This window comes from Pseudomonas citronellolis, assembly GCF_029335315.1.
GTDB classification, from domain to species: Bacteria; Pseudomonadota; Gammaproteobacteria; order Pseudomonadales; family Pseudomonadaceae; genus Pseudomonas; species Pseudomonas citronellolis_A.
Map to the genome: position 1 here is coordinate 1 of NZ_JARJLT010000059.1, position 16,166 is coordinate 16,166.

Below are 16,166 nucleotides of genomic sequence, written 5' to 3' on the forward strand. Positions count from 1 at the left end.
ATAACCCTCCGGGTTATACGCCGTCTGGCCTTGGCCACGGCGTTGCCGGCAAGGAAGGTGTATCGGCGGATAACCGCGAACGGTTATACGCCCTACGCCGAGGCTCGCTCGGAGGGGCGACGCGCGCCGGCCACCAACTTATCCACAGCCCGGGCCGCCGCGGCCATGCCGAAGCTGGCGGTGACCATCATCACCGCCCCGAAACCACCGGCGCAGTCCAGCTTCACCCCCTCGCCGACGAAACCCTTGGCCTGGCAGACGCTGCCGTCCGGCTTGGGATAGCGCAGCTGCTCGGTGGAGAACACGCAGGGCACACTGTAGGTGCGTCCCGGCGTGCGCGAGAAGTTGTAGTCGCGGCGCAGCAACGAGCGGACCTTGGCCGCCAGCGGGTCGTTGAAGGTCTTGTTCAGGTCGGCCACCTGGATCTGCGTCGGGTCGACCTGGCCGCCGGCGCCGCCGGTGGTGACCACCTGGATCTTGCGGCGCTTGCACCAGGCGATCAGCGCGGCCTTGGCCGGCACGCTGTCGATGCAGTCGATGACGAAGTCCAGGTCCGTGGTGATGTACTCGGCCATGGTCTCGCGGGTGACGAAGTCGGCCACCGCGTGGACCCTGCACGCCGGATTGATGGCGTGGATACGCGCGGCCATGACCTCGACCTTGGGCTTGCCCACGGCACCGTCCAGCGCGTGGACCTGGCGGTTGGTGTTGGTCACGCAGACGTCATCGAGGTCGAACAGCGAGATTTCGCCGACGCCGCTGCGCGCCAGCGCCTCGGCCGCCCAGGAACCGACGCCGCCGATGCCGACCACCGCCACGTGGGCCGCGGCCAGGCGCTCCAGGCCCTGGCTGCCGTACAGGCGGGCGATGCCGCCGAAACGCTGATCGTCCACTACCATCACAGTGTCTCCGCAAAAAACGCCCGGCATTCTATAGGAACGCCGCCGCCCCGGCCGCCGCAATTGACGCCCGGCAACACCGCCGCCGGGTCTTTCGCACAGTCTAGGCCCGCCCCGGCGCCGGACGGGAGCTATACACCCGGGGGGGTGCGGGGTAGGATGCGCGCCGACCCGTTCCGGCCCCGACACACCGACAGGAACCCGATCGCTCCATGCCATCACGCAAATTCGGCCTCAACCTGGTGGTCCTGGTCGCCCTGGCCGCCCTGCTCACCGGGGTCTGGGCCCTGTACAACCGCCCGGTGAGCGCGCCGGACTGGCCGGAAAGCATTTCCGGCTTCTCCTTCTCGCCCTTCCGCCTCGACCAGAGCCCGCAGAGCGGCCGCTTCCCCAGCGACGAGGAAATCCGCTCGGACCTGGAGCTGGTCTCGCGGATGACCGAGAACATCCGCACCTATTCGACCAAGGGCAGCCTCTCGGACATCCCCTTCCTCGCCGAGGAATACGGGATGCGCGTCAGCCTGGGCATCTGGATCAGCGCCGACGAGGCCGAGAACGAGGCGGAGATCGCCCGTGGCATCGAGATCGCCAACCGCTCGCGCAGCGTGGTGCGGGTGATCGTCGGCAACGAGGCACTGTTCCGCCGCGAGGTCACCAAGGACCAGCTGATCGGCTACCTCGACCGCGTCCGTGCGGCGGTCAAGGTACCGGTGACCACCGCCGAGCAGTGGCACATCTATGAGAAATACCCGGAGCTGGCCAAGCACGTCGACCTGATCGCCGCCCACGTCCTGCCCTACTGGGAGTTCGTGCCGATGCAGGACTCGGTGCAGTTCGTCCTCGACCGCGCCCGCGACCTGCGCCTGAAATTCCCGAAGAAACCGCTGCTGCTGGCCGAAGTCGGCTGGCCGAGCAACGGCCGCATGCGCGGCGGCGCCACCGCCACCCAGGCGGACCAGGCCATCTACCTGCGCGAACTGACCAACGCGCTGAACAAGAAGGGCTACAACTATTTCGTCGTGGAAGCCTTCGACCAGCCGTGGAAATACACCGACGAAGGCTCGGTGGGCGCCTACTGGGGCGTGTTCAACGCCGCGCGCCAGGCGAAGTTCAACTTCCAGGGCCCGGTGGTGGCGATCCCGGCGTGGCGCGTGCTGGCCATCGCCTCGGTGGTCCTGGCGCTGCTCACCTTCACCCTGCTGCTGATCGACGGCAGTTCGCTGCGCCAGCGCGGGCGGACCTTCCTCGCGGTGGTCTCGTTCGTCTGCGCCTCGATCCTGGTGTGGATCGGCTACGACTACACCCAGCAGTACAGCACCTGGTTCAGCATCACCGTCGGCGCGCTGCTGGGCATTGGCGCGCTGGGCGTGGTGATAGTGCTGTTCACCGAGGCCCACGAGCTGGCCGAGGCGGTGTGGACGCGCAAGCGGCGCCGCCTGTTCCTGCCGATCACCGCCGCCGACGCCTACCGGCCCAAGGTCTCCGTGCACGTGCCCTGCTACAACGAGCCGCCGGAGATGCTCAAGGAAACCCTCAACGCCCTGGCCAAGCTCGACTACCCGGACTTCGAAGTCCTGGTGATCGACAACAACACCAAGGACCCGGCCGTGTGGGAGCCGGTGCAGGCCCATTGCGAGCTGCTCGGCCCGCGCTTCCGCTTCTTCCACGTCGCGCCGCTGGCGGGCTTCAAGGGCGGCGCGCTGAACTACGCGCTGCAGTTCGTCGCCCCCGACGCCGAAGTGATCGCGGTGATCGACTCGGACTACTGCGTCGAGCCGGACTGGCTCAAGCACATGGTGCCGCACTTCGCCGACCCGCAGATCGCCGTGGTGCAGTCGCCGCAGGACTACCGCGACCAGCACGAGAGCACCTTCAAGCGCCTCTGCTACGCCGAGTACAAGGGCTTCTTCCACATCGGCATGGTGACCCGCAACGACCGCGACGCGATCATCGAGCACGGCACCATGACCATGGTCCGGCGTCAGGTGCTGGATGAGCTGAAGTGGGCCGAATGGTGCATCACCGAGGACGCCGAGCTGGGCCTGCGGGTGTTCGAGCGCGGCCTCTCGGCGGCCTACTTCGAGCGCAGCTACGGCAAGGGCCTGATGCCCGACACCTTCATCGACTTCAAGAAGCAGCGCTTCCGCTGGGCCTACGGCGCGATCCAGATCATGAAGCGCCACACCGACGCCCTGCTGCGCGGGCGCGGCCCGGACGGCAGCAAGCTGACCGGCGGCCAGCGCTACCACTTCGTCGCCGGCTGGCTGCCGTGGATCGCCGACGGCATGAACATCTTCTTCACCGTCGGCGCGCTGCTCTGGTCGGCGGCGATGATCATCGTGCCCAAGCGCGTCGACCCGCCGCTGCTGATCTTCGCGATCCTGCCGCTGACGCTGTTCGCCTTCAAGGTCGGCAAGATCCTCTTCCTCTACCGCCGCACCGTGGGCGTGAACCTGCGCGACGCGCTGTTCGCCGCGCTGGCCGGGCTGTCGCTGTCGCACACCATCGCCAAGGCGGTGCTGTACGGCTTCGTCACCCGCTCCATCCCGTTCTTCCGCACGCCGAAGATGCGTTCCAGCCACGGCCTGCTGGTGGCCCTGGCGGAGGCCCGCGAGGAGCTGTTCGTGATGCTCCTGCTGTGGGGCGCGGCGGCCGGCATCGTGCTGGTGCAGGGCGTGCCCAGCCCGGACCTGATGATCTGGGTGGTGATGCTGCTGGTGCAGTCGCTGCCGTACCTGGCCGCGCTGATCATGGCCCTGCTCTCCTCGCTGCCCAGGCCGCGCGAGGAAGAGGTGCTGAGCGGTTCCGAGCAGGTGGGCTGAACCGGGCTCTCCTCGTAGGAGCGCACCCTGCGCGCGAAATCGCGGGCAGGGCCCGCTCCTACAGGTGGGCTCGGGGCGGCTGCGTCGTAGGAGCGGACTCCGTCCGCGATGGCACGAGGGCATGCCATCCCCCACGTCCAGCTGTGGATGCCGCTGCGACCAGACGACGCGCCGGCCCCGCGCTTTTGCTTTAAGATGTGCGACTTTTCCGTTGCACCCTGGATGCCTTGCCCATGTCCCTGTCGCCGACCCTGGCCCTCGCCTGCGATCTGATCCGCCGGCCCTCCGTCACCCCCGTCGATGCCGACTGCCAGCAGCTGATGATGCAGCGCCTGGCCGCCTGCGGCTTCGACCTGGAGCCGATGCGCATCGAGGACGTGGACAACTTCTGGGCCCGCCGCGCCGGCCGTGACGGCGGCGCAGGCCCGGTGCTGTGCTTCGCCGGGCACACCGACGTGGTTCCCACCGGCCCCGAGCAGGCCTGGCAGCACCAGCCGTTCGACGCCCTGATCGACGCCGACGGCATGCTCTGCGGCCGCGGCGCGGCGGACATGAAGGGCAGCCTGGCGGCGATGATCGTCGCCACCGAGCGCTTCGTCGCCGAGCACCCGGAGCACCGCGGCAGCATCGCCTACCTGATCACCAGCGACGAGGAAGGCCCGGCCCACCACGGCACCAAGGCGGTGGTCGAACGCCTGCGCGAGCGCAACGAACGCCTGGACTGGTGCATCGTCGGCGAGCCGTCGAGCACCACGCTGGTCGGTGACGTGGTCAAGAACGGCCGCCGCGGCTCCCTCGGCGCCACCCTGACGGTGCGCGGCAAGCAGGGCCACGTGGCCTACCCGCACCTGGCGAAGAACCCCATCCACCTGGCCGCCGCGGCCCTGGCCGAACTGGCCGCCGAGCACTGGGACGACGGCAACGCCTACTTCCCGCCGACCAGTTTCCAGATTTCCAACATCAACGGCGGCACCGGCGCCACCAACGTGATTCCGGGCGAGCTGAAGGTGGTGTTCAACTTCCGCTTCTCCACCGAATCCACCGTGGAAGGCCTGCAGCAGCGCGTCGCCGCCATCCTCGACAAGCACGGCCTGGACTGGCACGTCGACTGGGCGCTGTCCGGGCTGCCGTTCCTCACCCAGCCGGGCGAGCTGCTCGACGCCGTGGCCGCCAGCATCCAGGCGGTGACCGGCCGCCAGACCACCCCCTCGACCTCCGGCGGCACCTCCGACGGGCGCTTCATCGCCACCCTGGGCACCCAGGTGGTCGAGCTGGGCCCGGTCAACGCCACCATCCACCAGGTCGACGAGCGGGTGCTGGCCAGCGACCTCGACCTGCTCGCCGAAATCTACTTCCAGACCCTGGTGCGACTGCTGGCATGAGCGACATGAAGAAAGGTTTCTGCCTGGCCGCCACCCAACCGGATATCCCACCGCCGGCGCCGGCCCCCGAGCGCCGCTACGCCCTGCGCAGCTACCAGTTGCAGCAGCGCCGGCGCAGCCTGCCGCAGCTCAACGTGCTGAGCCCGCTGCGCCCGGAGCGCAAGGACTGAGATGCTCATCTGCCCGATCTGCCAGGCGCCGCTGGAGCGCCACGACAACGGCGTGAAATGCGCCGCCGGCCACAGCTTCGACCGCGCCCGCCAGGGCTATCTGAACCTGCTGCCGGTGCAGCACAAGAAGAGCCGCGACCCGGGCGACAACGCCGCCATGGTCGAGGCCCGCCGGCAGTTCCTCGGCGCTGGTCACTACGCCCCGCTGGCCAGGCGCCTGGCCGAACTGGCCGCCGAGCGCGCGCCGGCGCGCTGGCTCGACATTGGCTGCGGCGAGGGCTACTACACCGCCCAGCTCGCCGAAGCCCTGGCGAACGCCGACGGCTACGCCCTGGACATCTCCCGCGAGGCGGTGAAGGCCGCCTGCCGCCGCGCCCCGCAACTGACCTGGATGGTCGCCAGCATGGCCCGCGTGCCGCTGGCCGACGCCAGCTGCCAGTTGCTCGCCAGCGTCTTCAGCCCCATCGACTGGAACGAAGCCGCGCGCCTGCTGCCCGTCGGCGGCGGCGTGCTGCGCCTGGGCCCGGCCCGCGACCACCTGCTGGAACTGCGCCAGCGCCTGTACGACGAAGTGCGCGAGTACGTCGACGACAAGCACCTGGCCGACCTGCCGGGCGAACTGCGCCTGGCCCACACGGAAACCCTCAGCTACCGCCTGGCCCTGGACACCCGCGAGGCCCGCGAGACCCTGCTGGCGATGACCCCGCACGGCTGGCGGGTCAACCCGCAGCGCCGCGAGCGCATCCTCGCCGAGCCCTTCGAGGTGACGGTCGCGGTACGCTACGATTGGCTGGAACGCCAAACCCCCTGACGAGGACGCCATGCGCCAACCGGATATCGAGATCTACCTGAAGGACGCCGACCAGGCCGCCGTCGGCGCCTGGCTGGCCGAGGCGCTGGGGCCGTGCAGCGAATGGCGGCGTCAGGGCGAGACCTTCAAGTGCCAGGCCCAGGGCACACGCGGGGCGATCCCGCTGACCTGGCTGCCACAGGCGGTGGGCAAATGGCACAGCCTGTTCATCGACAGCGACGCCACCCCCTGGGACGACGACCTGGCCTGTGCCAGGGCGGCCAACGCCGCGCTGGGCGTGGAAGTGCGCTGCGCACCGGGCGGCTGGAGCGAGGAACAGGGCGAGGAAGACGCGGACCGCTGGATGAAGGTGACCGCCGAGGGCGTCGCCGAGATCACCTGGCGAACCGGCTGAAGCACGAAAACGACGCTGGCGCGATGCGCGGCGTCGTTGCTGAAGAGCCGGGCGCCAGGCGCCGGCTGGAAAACAAAGGCCCGTCTCGCGACGGGCCTTTGTCTTCGGGGGCTCAGACCCTGTTTACGATCTCGCGAGCTAGAGCAGAACAAGGCGATAACAGGAGAGGAAGCGCAGTTTAGCTAGCTAAATGAGCATTACTCGCCTGTTTTCAACGCAGTTATGCCGACGCGCAGCAGATCGTAAACGGGTTCTCAGACCTTGGAGACGTCTTCCGCCTGCAGGCCTTTCTGACCCTGGATCACCGAGAACTCCACTTTCTGGCCTTCGACCAGGGAGCGGTGACCTTCGCCACGAATGGCGCGGTAGTGGACGAAAACGTCCGGACCGCTGTCGCGTTGAATGAATCCATAACCCTTGGCGTCATTGAACCACTTGACGGTTCCGACCTCACGATCAGCCATTACCACACTCTCCAACTTTCGATTTTATTTTTGGGTGGCCCCCGGGAATGAGGACTGCAACGGTTCGACAGGCGAAGCGCTGTTCGCGTTGTCCGTCCAGAGCCTGAGCCGCTGGAAAGGCAATTCGAATAACGCCCCGATGACGACCGCGCTCCCGAGTATATAAATCAAAAGTTACAGGTGAAAAGCACTTTTTCGCATCGCCGCGCAGGCCATGACCAATCCGGCCAAAGTGCCATTTTACGGGGCTTCCAGGGCCATTTTGGTGCGCAGGAAGCCTGTAAGGAACGGGTAAAGCAGCCGCTGAAAAGTGTGCGTTCGCCCACATTTCGACACCTCGCCAGCACGCCTCGCGACCATGGAGGGTTCCCGGGCGGCGGCCCTACGGCCGCTTCGCGGTGAGTTCGGCCAGGTGCCTGGCCAGCGCCTGGAACTGGCCGGCGTCCAGGCGATAGGCCCAGCCGGAACGGGCCTGGACCTGCCCGTCGGCGAAGCCCTGGGCGCGGTCGAGGAGTAGCCAGTTCTGCCCGCCCTGCTCCTGCACGTGCGCGTCGAGCTGGCCGCCGTCCAGGGTCTTCAGGCTCAGCCGCAGCCTGGCCGGGCCCTGGAATTGCACCTGGTCCAGCGGCGCCGCGTCGCCGAAGGTCAGTTGGGCGAAAGGCGTGGCCATGCCGTTGGCGATGGCCTCGTAGGCCAGCTTCGCGCCCTTGGGCAACTGGCGCACCTGCAGGTTGGGCTCGCCCGCCCGCTCGCGGAACACCGTCAGCGTCTCGCCGCCGGGGTAGCTGACCGACAGCTCGGCGATGGTTTCGAAGGGGATGCTGGTGATCCGCCGGTCCAGCCAGTCCAGCTCGTCCGGCGGCAGCCGCAGGTCCTGGTCGATCAGCCAGACCTGCGGGTCGCCGGGCTGGCGCACCAGGCGCCCGCCCTGCGGCGCGGCCTTGCCCACCAGCAGCTCCAGCGGCGCGCCGCCGCTACGTTCGAGGACCAGGCGCACGCCACTGCCCTCGCCCTGCTCGGCCACACCGAGAGTGGCGAGGTTACCTGGCTCGCGGGTCTTGGCCTCGACCTTGCGCGCCTGCGCCAGCTCATGCAGGAGGTCGCCGACCAGGCGCCCGGCCGCCGGGTAGCCGGCCTTCGCCGGCATCACCCAGCGCGCCCCCTGGCGCGCCACGCGGATTTCCGGCTGGCCCGGGCGGCGCACCGTCACCGCGCTCACCTGCTGCGCGTCCAGGCCGGGGAAGTAGCGGGTGTCCTGCGGCGCCACGGGCTCCGGCTGGCGCTGCAACAGCGCGTAGAGGCCGCCGAGGGCGAGGGCCACAAGCGCCAGCAGGATCAAGCTCTTGCGTTGCATGGTCGCCCCTCAGAGCTGGCGCCGGCGGCGCCACAGCCACAGGGCGAGCACGCCCAGGGTCAGCAGCAGCGGCACCGCGACTATGTTGATGATCTTCAGGGTGCGGCCGAGGGCGTCGATATCCTCGTTGAGCTGGAACTGCACGTCGCGCAGCTCCTTGCGGATGCGCACCCGCTCCTGGATGAACTGCTGCACCGCGCCCTGCTGCTCGGGCGTCAGTTCCAGCACCTTGGACGGATCCTGGTTCTGCAGCGCGGCGAGTTTCTGCTCGGTGTCGGCCAGGCGCTGCTTGAGCGCGTCGGCTTTCTCGCGGAAGCGCGTCTCGGCCTGGCGCTGCAGGTCGTCCACCACCGTGAACGGGCGGCTGAAGCGCCCGCGCGAGCGCACGCTGATCAGCGCATCGGAGCCGGCCAGGTTGTCCAGCGCGTTGATCACGAAACTGGCGTTGTCGGCCCAGGGTTGCGGCACGCGCTGGCCGTAGAACTCCTGCACCTGCACCCACATGCGGTCGGTGAGCAGGTCGGTGTCGGCCACCGCGATGACGTTGATGCTGTCGGCGCCCTTGAGGCCGTCCTTGTGGCCTTCGATGCCGTCGGGGAAGGCGCTGCGCGCCGGACCCTGGATGCGCGCCGCCAGGACGTAGCGCTGGCCAGTGGGCTTGAGCTGGGCCATCAGTTCGCCGGGATCGCGCAGGGTGGCGAAGCGCTGCGCGTCGAAGGGCATCGCCAGGTTCGAGCTGCGGATCAGCGGAGTGAAGCGGGTCTTCGCGTCCGCCAGCGGTTCGAGGATGCCGGCGGTGGCCAGGGTCAGGTTCTCCAGCCCGGCGGTGGCCACGTCGCTGGCGTCCAGCGCCCGCGCGTCGAGGTTGAGCCAGGCCGGATGGTGCGCCGGCGGCTGGCCCTGGCCCAGGCTCACGGACATGGCGTAGCTGCCGTCACCGACCACCTTGCCCGACAGCAGCCGCACTCCCCAGGCCCTGAACAACGGTTCGAGGTCCGAGGCCTGGTCGCCCGGTCCGTCCAGCGCGGCCATCGGCGAAGCCTTGTCGGCCTCGCTGAAGGGGTCGACGAAGACCAGCAGCTTGCCGCCGCGCAGGACGAACTGGTCGATGGCGTACAGCGTCGGCTGCGGCAGGTGTTTGGGATGCACCAGCAGCAGCACGCTGACGTCCGCCGGGATGGTGTCGACATCCACCTTCAGGCTCTTCAGGTCGAACTGCTGGCGCACCTCTTCGAGCAGCATCCAGGGCGAGCCGGGCTGCTGGGTCTGCATATCGAAGCCGCCGTTCATCGGCAGCGTGCTGAGTACGCCGACCACCGGCCGCTTGGGGTGCGCCAGGGCGTTGACCAGGCGGCTGATGTCGTACTCCAGCAGTTCCTCGTGGTCGGGCTGGAAGAACGGGATCGCCTGGGTGTCGTCCAGCGCGTTGCTGCCGGCCAGGCCGAAGTACAGGGTGTCGCCGCCCTGGCTCAGCGGCACCGCCTGCAGGCCGAACTCGGCGGCGCGATCTTCCTCCTCGGAAAATGGCTGCGGGTCGATGATGTGCAGGCGGATCTTGCCGTCGGCGGCGCGCTCGTAGGCCTTGAGCAGTTCCTCAACGCGCTTGGCGTAGTTGCGCAGCGGGACCAGGTCCTTGCTGCCCTTGTCGGAGAAGAAGAAGTACAGGTTGATCGGCTCGCCGATGGAGCCGAGCACCTTCTTCGTGCCGTCGGAGATGGTGTAGAGCTTCTGCTGCGTCAGGTCCAGGCGCGCGCCGGTGAAGGCCAGCCCGGAAACCAGGTTGAAGGCCAGGAACAGCAGGCCGATGACCAGCAGCCCGGCACCGGAATACATCACTTTCTTCATGCGGGCGTCCTCAATCGGCTTTCTTCAGGTCGACCACCACCGCCGTGGCGGCGAGCCAGGCGACGATCAGGCTGGCGAAGAACAGCAGGTCGCGCAGGTCGATGACGCCCTTGCTGATCGCGTCGAAGCGGGTCAGGAAGCTCATCGACGCCACCGCGTCCAGCAGCCATTGCGGCGCCCAGGCGTTGAAGGCGTCGAGTACCAGCGGGAAGCCGCTGACGATGAACACGAAGCACATCACCACGGCGAGGATGAAGGCGATCACCTGGTTCTTCGCCAGCGCCGACATGCACGAGCCGATGGCCAGGTAGGCGCCGGCCAGCAGCCAACTGCCGAGGTAGCCGGCGAGGATGGCGCCGTTGTCCGGGTCGCCCAGGTAGTTGACCGTGAGCACCATGGGGAAGGTCAGCAGCAGCGCGATGCCGGCGAACACCCAGGCGGCGAGGAACTTGCCGGTGACCGCCTCGAAGCGGGTGATCGGCAGGGTCATCAGCAGCTCGATGGAGCCGGACTTGCGCTCCTCCGCCCACAGGCGCATGGCCAGGGCCGGGATGAGGAACAGGTAGAGCCACGGGTGGAAGTTGAAGAAGGCCGTCAGGTCGGCCTGGTTGCGCTCGTAGAAATTGCCCAGGTAGAAGGTGAAGACCCCGGACAGCACCAGGAAGATGACGATGAACACGTAGGCCAGCGGCGTGGCGAAATAGCTGGCCAGCTCGCGCTTGAAGATCACCGGGAGCTGCCTCATGCCGCTTCCCCCCGGGTCAGGCTGCGGAACACTTCGTCGAGGCGACCGCGCTCCACGTCCAGCTCGCGGATGCGCCAGCCGCGCTGGGCGATCAGTGCGTTGACCTGCGGGAAGATCACCTCGCCGGGCCGCGCCAGCAGGGTCAGGCTGCCGTCCAGCGGGTTGTCCTCCAGGCCCGCCACGCCGGGCAGCGCGACCAGCGCGGCGCGGTCCAGCTCGCCGTCGGCGACCAGGGTCACCGCCTGGTGGTAGCGCGAGCGGCGCTCCAGCTCGAAGGGCGTGCCGTCGGCCAGCAGGCGGCCGTTGGCGATGACCACCGCGCGGGTGCACAGCGCGCTGACTTCTTCGAGGATGTGCGTGGAGATGATCACGATGCGCTCGCGGGCGAGGCCGCGAATCAGCTCGCGGACCTGGTGCTTCTGGTTCGGGTCGAGGCCGTCGGTGGGCTCGTCGAGGATCAGCACCCTGGGGTCGTGGAGGATCGCCTGGGCCACCCCGACGCGACGTTTGAAGCCCTTGGAGAGGGTGTCGATGGTTTGCTCGCGGACGCGCTCCAGCTCCAGCAGCTCCACCACCCGCGCCACCCGCTCGCGCTTCTGCGCGCCACGGTAGCCGCGGACCTCGGCGACGAAGTCGAGGAAGCCGCGCACGCGCATGTCGCCATAGCAGGGCGCGCCCTCGGGCAGGTAGCCGATCAGGCGCTGGGCCTGCAGGGTCTGTGCCTGGATGTCGTAGCCATGGATGCTCGCGCTGCCCGAGGTGGGCGCGAGGAAGCCGGTGAGCATCTTCATGGTGGTGGACTTGCCGGCGCCGTTGGGGCCGAGAAAGCCCAGGACTTCCCCCGGCTGGACCGTGAACGACAGGTCGTCCACCACGGTGTGCTGCGCGAAACGCTTCGTCAGTCTGCTTATCTCGATCATGGCTCTCTCACCGTTGCGGTAAGGGCGCCGACCGGCGCCTTGCAATCGTCCGGCGGCGTCCCGCACGGGCCCGTCGCGCACCGGAAAGCACGATGCAGACAGCCCCCAAAGCCGCCGGACTATAAGAAAGCGCTGGCCGCCAATGCAAGACGACCGCCCGGAGGAAAGGTTGCCGGATGCTGCAAAGCGGATCGTCCCCCTCTTATTTCGGATCAGAAAAATCCCTCATTCGATCCAGCCTTATCCAATGCCCGGACCACCAAGCGCTCCCTAGAGTAGCTATCCATCCGCGCCATCGGCGCTCCAGCAAGGCCCATCTGCACATGACCACACGCACCATACGCGTCGAAACCCCGGCTGGGGCCACTCTCGACGCCACCGTACTTTGCAGTTTCGCCATCCCCAGGATCGGCCAGAACTTCCTCGTCTACAGCATCGCGGAAGACACCCGCGACGGCTACGCCCGCGTCTACATCGCCGCGCTGCGCAAGCACGACGAACAGCTGAGCCTCGGCGGCCTGGAATCCGAACTCGACTGGCAAGCCGCCATCCAGGCATTCCGGCAAATCGTTAGGGACGTGACCTTATGAACGAATTGAGAAAGAACCCCGCCTACCACCTGCTGGACCTCGACGGCGTGACGCTTCCGGTCGCCCCCATGCAGGAGCACCGTGCCGCCAGCATCAACAAGGACCTGGTGGAAAAGCTCATCAACGGCCAGCAAGGCAAGTATTTCGGCCCGATCCTCGAATCGCAGCCGGCCCAGGCCGTACCGACCCATGGCCTGCCCTCGCGTATGCACGGCCCGGCGGCGCTGGGCCTGGACTACAGCCTGCCGAGCGCCGCCTCGACCCATACCGCGAGCCTGGGCGCGGGCGCCACCCCGGCCGCCAGCGAAGCGCCGTCGACCTACCAGGAAAACGCCACGCAGGCCACCGAGCCCGCGCAGCAGGAACCCCAGGCCGCGCTCGACGAGGCCCCCGCTGCCCAGACTGCGGCGCCCGCCGAAGCCGCCACCGAAGAACAACCCAGCGCCACGGCCGAGCAGCCCGAAACTGCCCAGGCCGAGCCCGAAACCCCGGCGCCGAACGCCCTCTCCACCACCGCCGAACAAGACACGCCCATGGCCACGATGCAGCCCGAGAACACCGCCGAGAACGACAAACCCCAGGCCACTGAAGCCGGCACCGACACCGAGCACATGCTCTTCGACGTGCAATCCACCCTCGACAACCTGGCCGGCATGGCCCGCGGCCTGGCGCAGCAGAAACTGGAAGCCGACAAGCACCGCGACAGCCTGGAAAGCCGCCAGCTGCAGGTCCAGGAGCGCGAACGCCTGCTGCAGGAGAAGGAAGAGCAGTTCCGCCTGAAGGAAAACCAGCTGCAACGCGACCGGGTCACCGTCGACCAGCAGGCCGAGAACAACAGCCGCCTGCTCGCCGAGCGCAGCGCCGCGCTGCAGCAACTGGCCGAGAGCATCGAGACCCGCGAGCGCGCCAGCGTCAAGCGTGCCGAATCCCTGCAGCAGGAACAGCAGCGCACCGACGAGCTGGCCGAGCAGCTGCGCCAGCGCCTGACCGAGATCGAGAAGCGCGACGCCGCCCTGCAGAAGCGCAACCTGGAACTCAACGACAAGTTCAAGCAACTGGTGAGCGCCAAGGAACGCTTCAGCGCCATCGTCAAGAGCTTCAACGAGACGGTGCAGTTCAACAACGGCCTGCACGCGATCTCGATGACCGCCTTGGGCGAAGACGACTGACCCACAACCGCGCCCCGGCCACCGGCAGCCGGGGCGCCGACCCGCTACACTTTTGCCGGCCCGGCTATTACGGCACACTAGCGCCCCTCGACTCGCCCGCAGCCCAGGGCCCGTCTCAACTGCCTGCAGAGCCCGTATGCCCCGTTACCCGTTCCGCCGCTTCGGTTTTGGCGTCCTCCGTCGACTGCTCTACCTCTGGGTACGCTCGGAAACCATCAACCAGTCGTCCCTGAGCCTGAAGATCGACCGCAGCAAGCCCGTGCTCTACGTGCTGCAGCAACCTTCGGTGAGCGACCTGGCGGTGGTCGACACGGAATGCCGCAAGGCCGGCCTGCCGCGCCCGGTGATGCCGGTGGCGGTGGGGAGCAGCATCGAGCCCGCGGCCTTCTTCTACCTGACCCCGGAGCCCGACTGGCTGGGCCGCCAGGACAAGCGCGGCGCGCCGCCGGCGCTGGTGCGCATGCTCGGGGCCATCGGCCAGAACGGCGTGGACGACGCACAGATCGTCCCGGTCAGCGTGTTCTGGGGGCAATCGCCGGACAGCGAGAAGAGCGCCTGGAAACTGCTGTTCGCCGACAACTGGGCGGTGACCGGACGCCTGCGCAAACTGGCGCGCATCCTCATCCTCGGGCGCAAGACCCGCGTGCAGTTCTCCTCGCCCATCCACCTGCGCGAGCTGGTCGCCCAGGGCAAGGGCCAGGAGCGCACCCAACGCATGGTGCAGCGCATCCTGCGGGTGCACTTCCGCAACCAGAAGACCGCGGTCATCGGCCCGGACCTCTCGCACCGCCGCACCCTGGTCAAAGGCCTGCTGCGCGCGCCGCTGGTGCGCCAGGCCATCCAGGAGGAAATCGACACGCAGAACCTCTCCCAGGAGAAGGCCGAGGCCCTCGCCCTGCGCTACGCCAACGAGATCGCGGCGGACGTGTCCTACCCGGTGATCCGCTTCCTCGAAGTCACCCTCACCTGGTTCTGGAACAAGCTCTACGAGGGCGTGCGGGTCAACCATATCGAGCGCGTGCAGGACGTGGCCCAGGGCCACGAGATCGTCTACGTGCCCTGCCACCGCAGTCACATCGACTACCTGCTGCTGTCCTACCTGCTGTTCCGCAACGGCCTGACGCCGCCGCACATCGCCGCCGGCATCAACCTCAACATGCCGGTGGTCGGCTCCATCCTGCGGCGCGGCGGGGCCTTCTTCATGCGCCGCAGCTTCAAGGGCAACCAGCTCTACACCGCGGTGTTCAACGAGTACCTGCACACCCTGTTCAGCCGCGGCTTCTCCACCGAGTACTTCGTCGAGGGCGGACGCTCGCGCACCGGGCGCATGCTCCACCCGCGCACCGGCATGCTCGCCATCACCCTGCGCAGCTACCTGCGCGACTCGCGCAGGCCGATCGTCTTCGTCCCGGTGTACATCGGCTACGAACGCGTACTCGAAGGCCGCACCTACCTGGGCGAGCTGCGCGGCGCGACCAAGAAGAAGGAGTCCATCTTCGACCTGTTCAAGGTGGTCGGCGCCCTGCGCCAGCGCTTCGGCCAGGTGTGGGTGAACTTCGGCGAGCCGATCCACCTGGAGAAATTCCTCGAACAGCAGGAGCCCGGCTGGCGCCAGCAGGAGCTCGCGCCCGAGTACCGCCCGGCCTGGCTCGCGGCAACCACCAACCAACTGGCCCGCGACGTGGCGCGCCACCTCAACGACGCGGCGGCGATCAACCCGGTCAACCTGGTGGCCCTGGCGCTGCTCTCCACCAGCCGCCTGGCCCTGGACGAGCGCGCCCTGGCGCGGGTCCTCGACCTGTACCTGGCGCTGCTGCGCCAGGTGCCCTACTCGCCCAGCGCGACCCTGCCCGACGGCGACGGCCAGGCGCTGATCGAGTATGTCCGCAGCATGGACCTGCTGGCCGAGCAGAAGGACGCCCTGGGCCGCATCCTGTACCTGGACGAGCAGAACGCCGTCCTGATGACCTACTACCGCAACAACGTCCTGCACGTGTTCGCCCTGCCGGCGCTGCTCGCCAGCTTCTTCCAGAGCAACGCGCGGATCAGCCGCGAACAACTGCTGAACTACACCCGCGCGCTCTACCCCTTCCTGCAGCAGGAGCTGTTCATCCGCTGGGACCTGGAACAGCTCGACGCGGTGGTCGACCAGTGGCTGGCCGCGCTGGTCGGCCAGGGCCTGCTGAAGCAGGACGGCGACGCCTACGTGCGCCCGGCGCCCAGCTCGCGCGAATACGTGCTGCTGACCCTGCTGGCCCGTGCCATCACCCAGACCCTGCAGCGCTTCTACATGGCCATCGCCCTGCTGCTCAACGCCGGCCAGCGCCAGCTGGGCGCCGAGGAGCTGGAGAACCTGTGCACGGTCATGGCCCAGCGCCTGTCGATCCTCCACGGCCTGAACGCCCCGGAGTTCTTCGACAAGACCCTGTTCCGCAACTTCATCCAGGCCCTGCTCGACCAGCGCGTGCTGCGCAAGGACGAGGACGGCAAGCTGAGCTACCACGAGAAGCTCGGCGAGATCGTCGAAGGCGCCGCCAAGCGCGTGCTGCCAGCGGAGATCCGCCTGTCGATCCGCCAGGTCGCCCTGGAACGCCCGAACGC

The 16,166-nt window shown here is 68.1% G+C and carries 13 protein-coding genes and 1 pseudogene; 8 read left to right on the forward strand and 6 right to left on the reverse strand.

Annotation, left to right across the window (positions count from 1 at the left end; genetic code table 11):
* Window positions 1–92: 92 nt before the first annotated feature.
* Window positions 93–899, reverse strand: a complete 807-nt coding sequence (gene tcdA / locus P3W75_RS04875) for a tRNA cyclic N6-threonylcarbamoyladenosine(37) synthase TcdA (RefSeq protein WP_276226234.1) — start codon at window positions 897–899, stop codon at window positions 93–95.
* A gap of 212 nt (window positions 900–1,111) precedes the next feature.
* Here tcdA and P3W75_RS04880 point away from each other — a divergent pair, with 212 nt between their 5' ends.
* The 5 genes from P3W75_RS04880 to P3W75_RS04900 all read left to right on the forward strand — a co-directional run bounded on the left by P3W75_RS04880 (window position 1,112) and on the right by P3W75_RS04900 (window position 6,478).
* A complete protein-coding gene (locus P3W75_RS04880; RefSeq protein WP_276226235.1) occupies window positions 1,112–3,721 on the forward strand; it encodes a glycosyltransferase in 2,610 nt (869 codons plus the stop codon).
* A gap of 233 nt (window positions 3,722–3,954) precedes the next feature.
* Window positions 3,955–5,103: a succinyl-diaminopimelate desuccinylase gene (dapE, locus tag P3W75_RS04885; protein WP_276226236.1), complete on the forward strand. Its 1,149-nt coding sequence runs from the start codon at window positions 3,955–3,957 to the stop codon at window positions 5,101–5,103.
* A complete protein-coding gene (locus P3W75_RS04890; protein WP_276226237.1) occupies window positions 5,100–5,273 on the forward strand; it encodes a hypothetical protein in 174 nt (57 codons plus the stop codon). Before dapE ends, P3W75_RS04890 begins: the two co-directional genes overlap by 4 nt.
* A 1-nt stretch (window position 5,274) precedes the next feature.
* Complete coding sequence (locus tag P3W75_RS04895; RefSeq protein ID WP_276226238.1) at window positions 5,275–6,084, forward strand: putative RNA methyltransferase; 810 nt, start codon at window positions 5,275–5,277, stop codon at window positions 6,082–6,084.
* 10 nt (window positions 6,085–6,094) lie between these two features.
* A complete protein-coding gene (locus P3W75_RS04900) occupies window positions 6,095–6,478 on the forward strand; it encodes a hypothetical protein (protein WP_276226239.1) in 384 nt (127 codons plus the stop codon).
* A 254-nt stretch (window positions 6,479–6,732) separates the two neighbouring features.
* Here the strand turns inward: P3W75_RS04900 and P3W75_RS04905 are convergent, their stop codons facing one another.
* The 5 genes from P3W75_RS04905 to P3W75_RS04925 all read right to left on the reverse strand — a co-directional run bounded on the left by P3W75_RS04905 (window position 6,733) and on the right by P3W75_RS04925 (window position 11,806).
* On the reverse strand, window positions 6,733–6,942 hold the full coding sequence (locus P3W75_RS04905) for a cold-shock protein (RefSeq protein ID WP_003082372.1): 210 nt from the start codon (window positions 6,940–6,942) through the stop codon (window positions 6,733–6,735).
* A 382-nt stretch (window positions 6,943–7,324) separates the two neighbouring features.
* Window positions 7,325–8,296 carry a DUF4340 domain-containing protein gene (locus P3W75_RS04910; RefSeq protein WP_276226240.1) on the reverse strand — a complete coding sequence of 324 codons (972 nt, stop codon included), beginning with the start codon at window positions 8,294–8,296 and terminating at the stop codon, window positions 7,325–7,327.
* Between the two features lie 9 nt (window positions 8,297–8,305).
* The gene (locus tag P3W75_RS04915) at window positions 8,306–10,141 is read right to left on the reverse strand and encodes a GldG family protein (RefSeq protein WP_276226241.1); all 1,836 of its coding nucleotides are present in this window, start codon (window positions 10,139–10,141) and stop codon (window positions 8,306–8,308) included.
* 10 nt (window positions 10,142–10,151) lie between these two features.
* Window positions 10,152–10,886, reverse strand: a complete 735-nt coding sequence (locus P3W75_RS04920) for an ABC transporter permease subunit (RefSeq protein WP_276226242.1) — start codon at window positions 10,884–10,886, stop codon at window positions 10,152–10,154.
* On the reverse strand, window positions 10,883–11,806 hold the full coding sequence (locus P3W75_RS04925; protein ID WP_276226243.1) for an ABC transporter ATP-binding protein: 924 nt from the start codon (window positions 11,804–11,806) through the stop codon (window positions 10,883–10,885). The genes P3W75_RS04920 and P3W75_RS04925 overlap by 4 nt, the downstream gene beginning before the upstream one ends.
* A gap of 323 nt (window positions 11,807–12,129) precedes the next feature.
* Between P3W75_RS04925 and P3W75_RS04930 the strand changes: the two genes are divergently transcribed.
* The 3 genes and pseudogenes from P3W75_RS04930 to plsB all read left to right on the forward strand — a co-directional run.
* Window positions 12,130–12,396, forward strand: a complete 267-nt coding sequence (locus tag P3W75_RS04930; RefSeq protein WP_276226244.1) for a hypothetical protein — start codon at window positions 12,130–12,132, stop codon at window positions 12,394–12,396.
* A gap of 998 nt (window positions 12,397–13,394) precedes the next feature.
* Window positions 13,395–13,565: pseudogene (locus P3W75_RS31885) on the forward strand (hypothetical protein); the annotation flags it as partial.
* A 136-nt stretch (window positions 13,566–13,701) separates the two neighbouring features.
* Window positions 13,702–16,166 (forward strand): glycerol-3-phosphate 1-O-acyltransferase PlsB (gene plsB / locus P3W75_RS04940; protein ID WP_276226246.1); only part of this gene is annotated, 2,465 nt, incomplete at its 3' end.

Coding starts and splice junctions, on each gene's coding strand:
- tcdA (WP_276226234.1), bottom strand. CDS start 899: ATGGTAGTGGACGATCAGCGTTTCGGCGGCATCGCCCGCCTGTACGGC.
- P3W75_RS04880 (WP_276226235.1), top strand. CDS start 1,112: ATGCCATCACGCAAATTCGGCCTCAACCTGGTGGTCCTGGTCGCCCTG.
- dapE (WP_276226236.1), top strand. CDS start 3,955: ATGTCCCTGTCGCCGACCCTGGCCCTCGCCTGCGATCTGATCCGCCGG.
- P3W75_RS04890 (WP_276226237.1), top strand. CDS start 5,100: ATGAGCGACATGAAGAAAGGTTTCTGCCTGGCCGCCACCCAACCGGAT.
- P3W75_RS04895 (WP_276226238.1), top strand. CDS start 5,275: ATGCTCATCTGCCCGATCTGCCAGGCGCCGCTGGAGCGCCACGACAAC.
- P3W75_RS04900 (WP_276226239.1), top strand. CDS start 6,095: ATGCGCCAACCGGATATCGAGATCTACCTGAAGGACGCCGACCAGGCC.
- P3W75_RS04905 (WP_003082372.1), bottom strand. CDS start 6,942: ATGGCTGATCGTGAGGTCGGAACCGTCAAGTGGTTCAATGACGCCAAG.
- P3W75_RS04910 (WP_276226240.1), bottom strand. CDS start 8,296: ATGCAACGCAAGAGCTTGATCCTGCTGGCGCTTGTGGCCCTCGCCCTC.
- P3W75_RS04915 (WP_276226241.1), bottom strand. CDS start 10,141: ATGAAGAAAGTGATGTATTCCGGTGCCGGGCTGCTGGTCATCGGCCTG.
- P3W75_RS04920 (WP_276226242.1), bottom strand. CDS start 10,886: ATGAGGCAGCTCCCGGTGATCTTCAAGCGCGAGCTGGCCAGCTATTTC.
- P3W75_RS04925 (WP_276226243.1), bottom strand. CDS start 11,806: ATGATCGAGATAAGCAGACTGACGAAGCGTTTCGCGCAGCACACCGTG.
- P3W75_RS04930 (WP_276226244.1), top strand. CDS start 12,130: ATGACCACACGCACCATACGCGTCGAAACCCCGGCTGGGGCCACTCTC.